A 9898-nucleotide genomic window follows, 5' to 3' on the forward strand; every position below is an offset into this window, starting at 1 on the left:
CAGCACGGCGACCGCGCCGGCGCCAAGCACCACTCCCCCGGCGGTCCAGGTGACGGCCCAGCTCCAGAACTGGCCCCACCGCTCGCCCAGCGTCATGTAGAACACCGTGCCCAGCACCAGCACGCCCAGGCCGATGAAGAACACCAGCAGCCCCGTGGTGCGCCAGCGCAGGTAGATGGTGGATACCCAGAAGCCGATCATGAACAACAGCACCATCAGCGCGAAGTAGAACATGATCTGGATGAACCAGTTGTTCTCCGCCACCCATTCCAGGGCGAAGAACCGCCCGTTCAGCCACCACCCGTTCGTGGCCTGCTCCACCAGGCCCATCAGGTAGTAGAAGCTGGAGAGCACCAGCGCGCACAGCCCGAACAGGGCCAGGGTGCCCAGGTAGAAGCTGCGCCGCGAGACGCTCATGGCCTGGGAGAACGGGAAGGTCATCGTCAGGGACTGGATGCCCAGGGCCAGGAAGTACCACATCGGGGCCTGGGCGCCACCACTGTAGGTCACTTCGCTCTGCCCGCCGGCCTGGCGCACCAGCCAGAAGATCGCCATGGTGAACATGAACGATGCGCCCAAAATCAGCAGCGGGATGCCGATAAACGTCCACTTGTTGATCAGCTGCATGCGTGCAACTTGGATGATCCGGTTCATTTCATTGCCTCAACATTCTGCTTGCTCGTACCCTCGCCCATGGCGCCCATGGCGCTGCGGACCACCAGCTGCTGCAGGGAGACCGGGGTCAGCTCCAGTCCCAGCTGCCTGGCCTGCTGGCGTTCGGCCTCGGAGAGTGTTGCCCGGATGCTGATGCTGGCCAGGGACCCCAGCGCGTCCCGGTGGATCACCGGGTAACGGCCGATGAATTGGGTGACCGCCTCGGCGTTGCCGGTCACGGTCACCGCCGCCCCGCGCAGCGCGTCGGCCTCCTCATCGACGATGATCTTTCCGCCGTCGATGACCACCACGTGCTCCAGCAGGTTCGCGACCTCATCGATCAGATGGCTGGAGAGCACGATGGTGCGCGGGAACTCAGCGAAGTCCTCGACCAGCCGGTCGTAGAAGATCTGCCGGGCCACCGCATCCAGACCCAGGTAGGGTTCGTCGAAGAAGGTGATCTCCGCCCGGGAGGCCAGGCCGATGATCACGCCCACCGCGGAGAGCTGTCCGCGCGAGAGCTTCTTGATGCGGCGCTTGAGCGGCAGCTTGAACGCCGCGACCAGATCCTGGGCCAGGTCCTCGTCCCAGTTTTCGTAGAACAGGGACGCGGCCTTGAAGGCCTGCCAGGGCTTGAAGTCATCCGGGTACTTCTGTGATTCCCGGATGAAGCACGTGCGGGCCAGCGTCGGATCGTGCTCGAACGGGTCATGCCCGAAGATCTTCGCCGAGCCTTCGGTGGCAAAGCCCTGGCCGGTGAGGATGGACATCAGTGTCGTCTTGCCGGCCCCGTTGCGGCCGAGCAGGCCGTAGATCCGTCCCGCCTCCAGCGAGAGGCTCACATCATCCAGGGCCCGCACGTCCTTGAACTTCTTGGTCAGGTGGGTGGCTTGGATCGCCGGTGCGTTGGTCATGGCTTACACTTCCTTGCCCGATAGTTGGCCGTGGGCGGCCTGGATCATGTCGATCAGTTCCTGGGTGCCGATGCCCAGCTTCTGGGCTTCGGCGGCCAGGGGTTGGATGTATTGTTTGCTGAAGTGCTGGCGCCGGGCTTCGATCAGCCGGTCGCGGGCTCCGTGGGCAACAAACATGCCGATTCCCCGTTTCTTGTACAGCAGCCCGTTTTCCACGAGCCGGTTGACGCCCTTGGCCGCGGTGGCCGGGTTGATCCGGTAGAACGCGGCGAATTCGTTGGTGGAGGGCACCTGGGCCTCCTCGGCCAGCACCCCGGAGACGATGTCATTTTCGATCAGCTCGGCTATCTGCAGGAAGATCGGCTTCGAGTCGTCGATCACTGAACGCCTCCTCTATGTGTCCGAACAACAGCGGTTCCCCTCGTCCTGCTACTCGGTTCATTACTCATGTAACTAACCATATAACCAGCCTCGAGATCCGACAAGACCCTGCAGTCGGAAAAGTTGATCCCGCGTCGGTGCAGCAGGGATCCAAAGTTAAGGTTTCTTAACTGTTCGCGGTTCGTGAACGTGCTGACCTGTAAAGACGCGGATTTCGGTGGGATTTCAGCTGTTCCAGGTCAGTAACTCAGCTAACACAAAGTTTGAACAGAAAGGATGGAATCAATCCACCACAGATGAGGAGGACACTGATGACCAAGGCACTACCTTCGCCTGCTTGCGCATCACGCCGGCCCTGAGCAACGCGTGTTGAACCATGCCGACCGGGTCCAAACGGATCCCCGACGACAGAATCAGGAACCTTCCGACAGTGATGTACTCCCCGAATTTCGATGGCCCCTCCGAAGCCCAACAGCGGGCCAATAACCGCAGCCGCTTCACCACCATGCTTGCCTCGGTATCCATGCTGACCCTGGGCTTGAGCCTGAGCGCAGTGAATTCCGCCGGCGCGGTGGCGCCCAACGCGCAAGGCACGGTGCAAAGCGCCGCCCAGACCCCGGCCAGCGGCCAGGTCCTTGGCCACACCACCCCCAAGCAGCTGACCCGCAGCCAGGATGAATCGGAGGACGAGGACAACGCCTCGGCCTAGCCGCCGATCGGAGTTAGAGCAAAGAAATCGTAAAGGTCGGGGTCACCAGCACGTGCTGGTGACCCCGACCTTTTCCTCTCCTCTGTGTGACCGATTCCAGGCAGGAAAAAGCCCGGCACCGCCAGGGGAACAACGATTCGTGTTCCCCGGCTGGCACCGGGCTTAGGGTCAGCAGCGACCGCGCCGTGGGGCGTCAGCGCTGGGACAGTACCTCGTTGACCTTCTCGATGACCTGCGGCAGCAGGGCCTCGAACGCCTTGGCGCGGTGCGAGACCGCGTTCTTCTCCTCCGCGGAGAACTCCGCCAGTGAGCGACCCGAGCCGGAGGGCTCGAAGATCGGGTCGTAGCCAAAGCCGTTGCTTCCGCTGCGTTCGGTGCGCAGCTTGCCCGGCATGGTTCCCAGCTCCACGTGCGCGGTGCCGTCCGGGGTGGCTACGGCGGCGGCGCAGACGAACGCTGCCGAACGGTGCTCATCGGCAATGTCGCCCAGCTGGGCCAGCAGCAGGTCGATGTTCGCCTCGTCGTCGCCGTGGCGTCCGGACCAGCGGGCCGAGAAGATCCCGGCGCCCCGCCCAGCACGTCCACGGAGATGCCCGAGTCATCGGCCAGCGCCACCAGCCCGGTGGCCGCGGCGATCTCGCGGGCCTTCTTCAGGGCGTTGCCCTGGAAGGTCACCGCATCCTCGACCACGTCGCCGGCACCGGCGGTCGCGGCGTCAATGACCTGGGTATCCACATCCAGGCCCTCGATCTTGCCACGCAGCAGCTCCCGCAGTTCGCGCAGCTTGCCCTGGTTGGAGCTGGCCAGCACCAGCACCGGGGCGCTCACGCGTTCACCTTCAGGGTGTCGGCCTGGATCTGGGCCAGCTCGGTGGTGCCGATCAGCGCCAGGTCCAGCAGGGCGTCCAGTTCGGCGCGCTTGAACGGCACGCCTTCGGCGGTGCCTGCACCTCGACGAAGTCGCCGGAACCGGTGACCACGACGTTCATGTCGGTTTCGGCGCGCACGTCTTCCTCGTACGGCAGGTCCAGCATCGGGGTGCCGTCGATGATGCCCACGGAGATCGCGGCGACCGAGTCGGTGAGCACCTTGGTGTTCTTGGCGATGATGCCTTCACGCCGGGCCCATTCGATGGCCTCGGCCAGGGCGACGTAGCGCCGGTGATGGCGGCGGTGCGGGTGCCGCCGTCGGCCTGCAGCACGTCGCAGTCCAGCACGATGGTGTTTTCGCCCAGGGCGCTGGTGTCGATGATGGCACGCAGGGAGCGGCCGATCAGGCGGGAGATTTCATGGGTGCGGCCCGAAAGCTTGCCCCGGACCGATTCACGGGAGTTACGGGTATTGGTGGCTCGAGGCAGCATCGCGTATTCGGCGGTCACCCAGCCGGTGCCCTGGCCCTTGAGCCAGCGCGGCACCCCTTCGGTGAAGGAGGCGGTGCACAGAACACGGGTTTCGCCGAACTCGATCAGCGCAGAGCCTTCGGCCTGTGCGGACCAGCCGCGGGTGATGGTGATGTCTCGAAGTTGCGCGGCACTGCGGCCGTCAGCACGTAAAGTCATGGTTCCATCCTAACGAAACCACACCCCGCCCACTGACAGAACGCTGTGGGCGGGCGCGAAACACCCAAGTGGCACGGGTATGACGGATTGCCGGGGCAGCCCGTCATCCGGGCAACACGACCCCGGGGACCATGCAGCCGACCCCGTGAAGCGAAGCCTACTGCGCTGCATCCTTGTTGCCCGGTGGCAGGGTCGCTTCCGGTCTACCGGTTTTACGTCTCTCCATCCGCGACCAGTCGATCTTCCCGTTCCTGAAGAATATGCTCCTGTTCCAGCAATGCCCCCGCGGTGCCGCCGTGGCAGGCGGGCGGGGTGCCGTCTGCACGCACCACCCGCCACCATGGAATGGACTCGGAGATCCTCGCAACGATCCGGCCCACCATCCGCGGGTTCAGCCCGGCGATCCTGCCGATCTGTCCATAGCTGATGACTTCCCCGGCAGGGACCTGGTTGGCGATTTCGCGTACGCGTTCTTCCGCATCATTCATGCTGGGTTCCTGCCTACGTGCGCTACTAGCGCGCGACCGGGTAGTGGCTGCGGATGGCGATGCGGTTCCAGCCGTTCATCACCACGGCCAGCCAGCTGATTGCCGAGACCTGCTCCTCGCTGAGCACTCCCGTGTCCCAGCTGCCACGGGCCGGCACCGGCAGTTCGGTCACTTCCTCAGCCAGGGCCAGGGCGGCGGATTCAATGTCGCTGAAGTACTGGGATTCCCACCAGGCGGCCACCACGGCCAGCCGGTCGCTGCTCTCCCCCAGCTTGATGGCATCACGGGTGTGCATGCGCAGGCAGAAGGCGCAGCCGTTGATCTGTGAGACCCGGATTTTGACCAGTTCCCCCAGTTTGGGATCCAGACCACTGGCGGCGACCGCGGCGTCGGCCTGCTGGCTGAACGCAAGCATGCTCTTGTACAGGTCCGGGTGTTGTTTTCCGAGATTGACGGTGCTCATGAGGCTCGTCCCTTCCCTTCAAGGTCCCGGTTCACCGCCGGGGCCGCTATTTTTTGCGGATGGCCCGCGTCCCCTTCCAGGCGCGCACCTTGGATGGGCGGATGATGGAAACCGGTGCGGTGGGCAACGACTTCGGGGTGCCCAGCTGGCTGCCGGAGTAGACCCCGTAGGTCACCCCGGAGACGGCCACGGCAATCCCGCCGCTGTAGGTTTCCTTCGCTTCGTCCACGACTTTGTTGATGGAGGTCCACACCGGGATGTGGGTCAGCAGCAGCCGCTCGACCGCGGCGTCGGTGGCCATCTGCCCGGCCCGCTTGCCGGTCAGGTGCACCCCGTCGATCGCGTCATCCCGGCCCTCCTCGAAGGCGGCCTCGCACAGGAACATGTCCGCCCCGCGGGCGGCCTCAACCAGCCCGTCGCAGGTGTCGCTGTCCCCCGAGTAGGTCAGCACGCTGGTCAGGATCTCCCGTCCGGGCCCGCTCGTGCGCCTCCACGCGCAGCGCGTAGCTTCCTCGATCGGGTGGCGCACCGGGTAGGGGGTGATGGTGAACGGACCGATGTTCACCGGCTGCAGTTCCTGCCAGATGTTGAAGTCATAGTCCTGGTGCATGGTGTCGCCCTCGGGCAGCCCGTAGGCGGTTTCGATCCGCGCCGCGGTGGCTTCCGGTCCCCAGACCAGCATCTTCTCGCGGTTCCAGCCATTGGGATCCCAGCGGATGGCCACATGCAGTCCGCACAGGTCCATGCAGTGGTCCGGGTGCAGGTGCGAGATCGCGATCCCGTCAATGTCCTTGATGTCGGTGTAGCGCTGCAGCACCCCCAGGCGCCGGACCCAAGATCGAGCAGGATCTTCCAGTCCCGGGTGCCGTCAAAGGCGGTGACCAGGTAACAGGAGGCCGGAGATCCGGGACCGGGAAAGGAGCCGGTGCACCCGATGATGGTCAGCTTCATGTCTCACTCGCTTTTCGACGCTGCGATCATCTGCGGGGTAATGCGGGCAATCGAACCGGTCGGATAGTGGGCTGCTACGTTTTCGACATGACGTACCGTGAGCACTTCCGGACCCAGGAAACGTCGCGCCAGTACACCAAAACTATCAGCGTTGCCGGTGGCAAGGAATTCGTGACGCGCTTGATCAGCGTCGTTGCGCAGCAGTCCGTGGCTGGTCAGTGCCCGGAAGGTGTCCTTCGCGGTTTCCTCCGCACTGGAGACCAGGGAGACCGAATCACCCATGACATAGGAGATCACGCCGGTCAGCAGCGGGTAGTGGGTGCATCCCAGGATCAGGGTGTCCACCCCGGCGGCCTGCAGCGGGGCCAGGTACTGTTCGGCGATTTCCAGCAGCTCGGGCCCGGCGGTGATGCCGGATTCCACGAACTCCACGAACCGCGGGCAGGCCACGGAGGTGATCTCCAGGTTCGGGGCGGCGGCGAACGCGTCCTCGTAGGCCCGTGAACCAACGGTCGCCTGGGTGCCGATCAGCCCGATCTTCCGTTCTTGGTGGCGGCCACGGCGCGGCGCACCGCCGGCTGGATGACCTCCACCACCGGGATGCCGTACTGGGCGGTGTAGCGTTCGCGGGCGTCGCGCAGCACCGCGGAGGAGGCCGAGTTGCAGGCGATCACCAGCAGCTTCACGCCGGACTCAACCAATTCGTCCATGACGCCCAGCGCGTTGGCGCGCACCTGGGCGATGGGCAGCGGACCGTACGGGGAATTCTTGGTGTCCCCCACATAGATCAGGGATTCACCGGGCAACTGGTCAATCACCGCGCGGGCCACGGTCAGCCCGCCCACCCCGGAGTCGAAGATCCCGATTGGGGTGTTGGCATCCGGGGAGCTCTGCGGGCCGGTGGTGAAGAAGGAGGGCATGAAAGTTAGTACTCCGCATCCAGCAGCGCGCGCATCACCGTGTCCTGGATCCAGGAAATCAGGTTGTACATCAGCGCCATGTAGTCGTCCGGGTTCTTGACCTTGCGCGCATCATCGATCCGCGCGATCCGCGCCGAGTCCTCTTCATCGCGGATCCCCAGTCGTTCGGAGAGCACCAGGCGTACATCGTTCAGGGCCTGGGCGAAGCGGGAGGCGGCGGCGTCATCGAGCACGATCCGGGTGTTTTCCATCAGGAACTTCGCCTCGCGCAGCCGCCCGATCTTGGACAGGATCAGGTCGTGTTCGCCAAAGCGGCGGAAGTCGTTGGCCACCTCGGGTCATCGCTGGCCACCGGCAGCAGACGGGCCACGGCCGGGTCGGAGGGTTCGGGCAGCGGTCCGCGGTCCGGGCTCATCCCGGTCAGCGCGTAAAGCGGATCCAGTTCTCGCTCGGGTCGACCTGGTGGATCTCGTCGCGTTCCTCCAGCAGGGAGATCACGTCGTCGAACAGTTCGCGCAGCAGCTTGCGTTCCGGTTCGTGCAGGGCACCGGCAATGCCGCGGGCGGTGCGCTTGAAGGCCTTGGCCACGAAGTTAGGCCTCCTGGGACATGGTGGCGTTCAGGCCATATCCGTGCATCGCCTGCACGTGCCCCTCGATCTTCTCGCGCGACCCGTTCAGGATCACCGAAAAGCCATCGTGGTGCACCTGCATCATCAGCTTCTCGGCCTTCTCTGCGGTAAAGCCAAAATGGCTGCGGAAGACATAGCTGACATAGCTCATCAGGTTCACCGGATCGTTCCACACGATCAGGCGCCACTTCTTATCGTGGAGAACCTGCTCACTAATCTCTTCGAAGATATCGGGCATGACGGTCATGCCCACCATTTTACGCCCTTATCGCGCTTCCCGGGCTCGCGGTGATAACAACATTGATCCAGTGCGCTGGTGCGAACGCATCGGCGGGATGGGTGCGTGGGTTATCGGGCCCGGCGGCGCTGCTTGTCCAGGTACATTTGCCGGTCGGCTTCCATGAATGCCTGTTGCACCGAGGAGTCCCCGGGCACCGAGGCGGCGTAGCCAAGCGACGCGGCAACCCCCGCCGTTTCCAAAGCCTGGCGGAACACGGCGAAATGCTGCTCCAGCCGCGCGGAAGGGATCCCGTTGGCCAGGATGACGAACTCATCTCCCCCGTAGCGCGCAATCCGGTGGGAGCGCGAGGAGGCGTCCCGCAGGGCCCGGGCCGCGCGTTGGATCAACTGATCCCCGCCGTGTGACCCTGCGAATCGTTCAGGGCCTTCAATCCGTCAATGTCGAGCACGGCCACGGCGACCAGATCCCCAAAGGCGTTGACCCGTGCCTGGGCGTCGGCAAGAATCGCGTCCCAGCCGCGACGGTTCAGCAAGTCGGTCAGGGCATCGCGGTGCGCCTGTGCCTTCGCGATTTCCAGGGCCGCCGGTCCCGGTCAAAGCCGCGGGAGAGTTCCAGCTGGGAGGAAAGCAGGTCACTGAAGACCTTGAGCAGTTCCTCGTCCACGGACTCGTCAGCCTCCAGCGGTTGGCTGCGCACCCCGCACAGCACGCCGAAGGGCTGTCCATTGTCATCACCGATCGTATAGCCGGCATACGCCCCGATCTTGCGGGCAACCTGCAAATCCGCATACTGCGGGTGGGTCTTGGCGTCGGGGACCACGTGCGCGGCGCCCGCCGCCATGCGCCGACAAAAGGTTTCGCCCCAGTCCATCCGGTCCCCCACGTTGATCAGGTGATCATGGTGAACGTGCAGGTGCACCTGGTACCCGTCGGTGATCCGCGAGACCGACCAATCAGTTAAAGGGGTGTGGTGGTTCAGGTAGTCCACCACGCGCTGCGCGGCCTGGGAGAAACTGTGGGCACCGTTGACCTCCCTGCGCTCCGTGGCCAGCCGCGGTGCTCCCTTCGCATTTCCAAGGAGTGCGTCCTGTGACAGGGAGCCTTCACCGGTGCCAGATTCGTACACGCTTGCCACTCGTTTCTCGTTGTCGATCGCCTCAGGGGTGCCCCTGAGACGCCGGATCCGCACGGTTGGTGCCCGCGCCGCAGACGCGCACCGCGTACAGCTCCCGGCCGCTTCACCGGTCCGCATCATCCGAACCCCGCTTTTTGCTGAAAATACCAGCGCGACATGGCGACTTCAAGCCCGAACAGCAGGCTCTACGCTCCGCCGTCCCCGGGCCGGCCCCAGCCCCATAGGCGCTGGTGCTGGCCCACTCGACTCCCATTTCCGTGCCTCTCGTGCTGGAACCCGGCAACGGAACCGACGCAGGCGGATCCAGTGCAGGGCAATGCGCCGGCGCATCCGGGACTCGCCCGCACCAGGCTGCGGCATGATGTCTCACCACGGTTTGAAGCGGGATACAGTAAGTCTTGGTTTGTCCCCGACTACACAGGAGCACCGCATGCTCACCAGCCTCTTTACCGACCACTATGAGCTGACCATGCTGCAGGCCTCACTGGCGTCCGGGGCCGCACACCGTCCCAGCGTGTTCGAGGCCTTCGCCCGCCGCCTGCCGGATGGACGTCGCTACGGAGTGGTCGCCGGCACCGGCCGGCTGCTGGAGGGGCTGGCGAACTTCCGCTTCGAGGACGAACAGCTGAAGTTCCTTTCCGACAACAAGGTCGTGAACAAGGAGACCCTGGACTACCTGGAGAACTTCAAGTTCACCGGCAACATCACCGGCTACGCCGAAGGTGAGCTCTACTTCCCCAACTCGCCGCTGCTGACCGTGGAGTCCACGTTCGCCGAGGCTGCGTCATCGAGACCTTCGTGCTCTCCACGCTGAACCACGATTCGGCCATCGCCTCCGCCGCCTCTCGCATGATCG

The 9898-nt window shown here is 64.6% G+C and carries 9 protein-coding genes and 7 pseudogenes; 2 read left to right on the forward strand and 14 right to left on the reverse strand.

The annotated features are described in order from the left end of the window. The 3 genes from JCM19049_RS04730 to JCM19049_RS04740 all read right to left on the reverse strand — a co-directional run. Nucleotides 1-627 (reverse strand): hypothetical protein (locus JCM19049_RS04730; protein WP_279402477.1); only part of this gene is annotated, 627 nt, incomplete at its 3' end. A 23-nt stretch (nt 628-650) separates the two neighbouring features. Continuing rightward, on the reverse strand, nt 651-1568 hold the full coding sequence (locus JCM19049_RS04735) for an ABC transporter ATP-binding protein (RefSeq protein ID WP_054820969.1): 918 nt from the start codon (nt 1566-1568) through the stop codon (nt 651-653). A 3-nt stretch (nt 1569-1571) separates the two neighbouring features. Continuing rightward, a complete protein-coding gene (locus JCM19049_RS04740) occupies nt 1572-1949 on the reverse strand; it encodes a GntR family transcriptional regulator (protein WP_138178203.1) in 378 nt (125 codons plus the stop codon). A 430-nt stretch (nt 1950-2379) separates the two neighbouring features. Between JCM19049_RS04740 and JCM19049_RS04745 the strand changes: the two genes are divergently transcribed. Further along, nucleotides 2380-2658: a hypothetical protein gene (locus JCM19049_RS04745; protein ID WP_138925981.1), complete on the forward strand. Its 279-nt coding sequence runs from the start codon at nt 2380-2382 to the stop codon at nt 2656-2658. Nucleotides 2659-2851: 193 nt separating this feature from the next. Here the strand turns inward: JCM19049_RS04745 and rdgB are convergent. The 11 genes and pseudogenes from rdgB to JCM19049_RS04795 all read right to left on the reverse strand — a co-directional run bounded on the left by rdgB (nt 2852) and on the right by JCM19049_RS04795 (nt 9033). Then, nucleotides 2852-3486: pseudogene (gene rdgB / locus JCM19049_RS04750) on the reverse strand (RdgB/HAM1 family non-canonical purine NTP pyrophosphatase). Further along, nucleotides 3483-4215: pseudogene (gene rph, locus JCM19049_RS04755) on the reverse strand (ribonuclease PH). The pseudogenes rdgB and rph overlap by 4 nt, the downstream one beginning before the upstream one ends. 212 nt (nt 4216-4427) lie before the next feature. After that, nucleotides 4428-4703 (reverse strand): MGMT family protein, encoded by a 276-nt coding sequence (locus tag JCM19049_RS04760; protein WP_054820971.1) that lies wholly within the window; start codon nt 4701-4703, stop codon nt 4428-4430. 25 nt (nt 4704-4728) lie between these two features. Continuing rightward, nucleotides 4729-5166, reverse strand: coding sequence for a carboxymuconolactone decarboxylase family protein (locus JCM19049_RS04765; RefSeq protein WP_054820972.1), 438 nt, complete (start codon nt 5164-5166; stop codon nt 4729-4731). A gap of 46 nt (nt 5167-5212) precedes the next feature. After that, a pseudogene (locus tag JCM19049_RS04770) lies at nt 5213-6117 on the reverse strand (MBL fold metallo-hydrolase). 3 nt (nt 6118-6120) lie between these two features. Further along, nucleotides 6121-7037, reverse strand: a pseudogene (murI, locus tag JCM19049_RS04775) (glutamate racemase). Between the two features lie 5 nt (nt 7038-7042). Beyond that, a pseudogene (locus JCM19049_RS04780) lies at nt 7043-7452 on the reverse strand (DUF2017 family protein). 5 nt (nt 7453-7457) lie between these two features. Beyond that, a complete protein-coding gene (locus tag JCM19049_RS18670; protein WP_279402479.1) occupies nt 7458-7625 on the reverse strand; it encodes a hypothetical protein in 168 nt (55 codons plus the stop codon). A 4-nt stretch (nt 7626-7629) separates the two neighbouring features. Further along, the gene (gene clpS / locus JCM19049_RS04785; RefSeq protein WP_054820974.1) at nt 7630-7914 is read right to left on the reverse strand and encodes an ATP-dependent Clp protease adapter ClpS; all 285 of its coding nucleotides are present in this window, start codon (nt 7912-7914) and stop codon (nt 7630-7632) included. 101 nt (nt 7915-8015) lie between these two features. Beyond that, nucleotides 8016-8440: pseudogene (locus tag JCM19049_RS04790) on the reverse strand (GGDEF domain-containing protein). A gap of 5 nt (nt 8441-8445) precedes the next feature. Next, nucleotides 8446-9033: a GAF domain-containing protein gene (locus JCM19049_RS04795; protein ID WP_279402481.1), complete on the reverse strand. Its 588-nt coding sequence runs from the start codon at nt 9031-9033 to the stop codon at nt 8446-8448. A gap of 439 nt (nt 9034-9472) precedes the next feature. Here JCM19049_RS04795 and JCM19049_RS04800 point away from each other — a divergent pair. Then, nucleotides 9473-9898, forward strand: a pseudogene (locus JCM19049_RS04800) (nicotinate phosphoribosyltransferase); the annotation flags it as partial.

The sequence above is a fragment of the Arthrobacter sp. JCM 19049 genome, assembly GCF_001310435.1.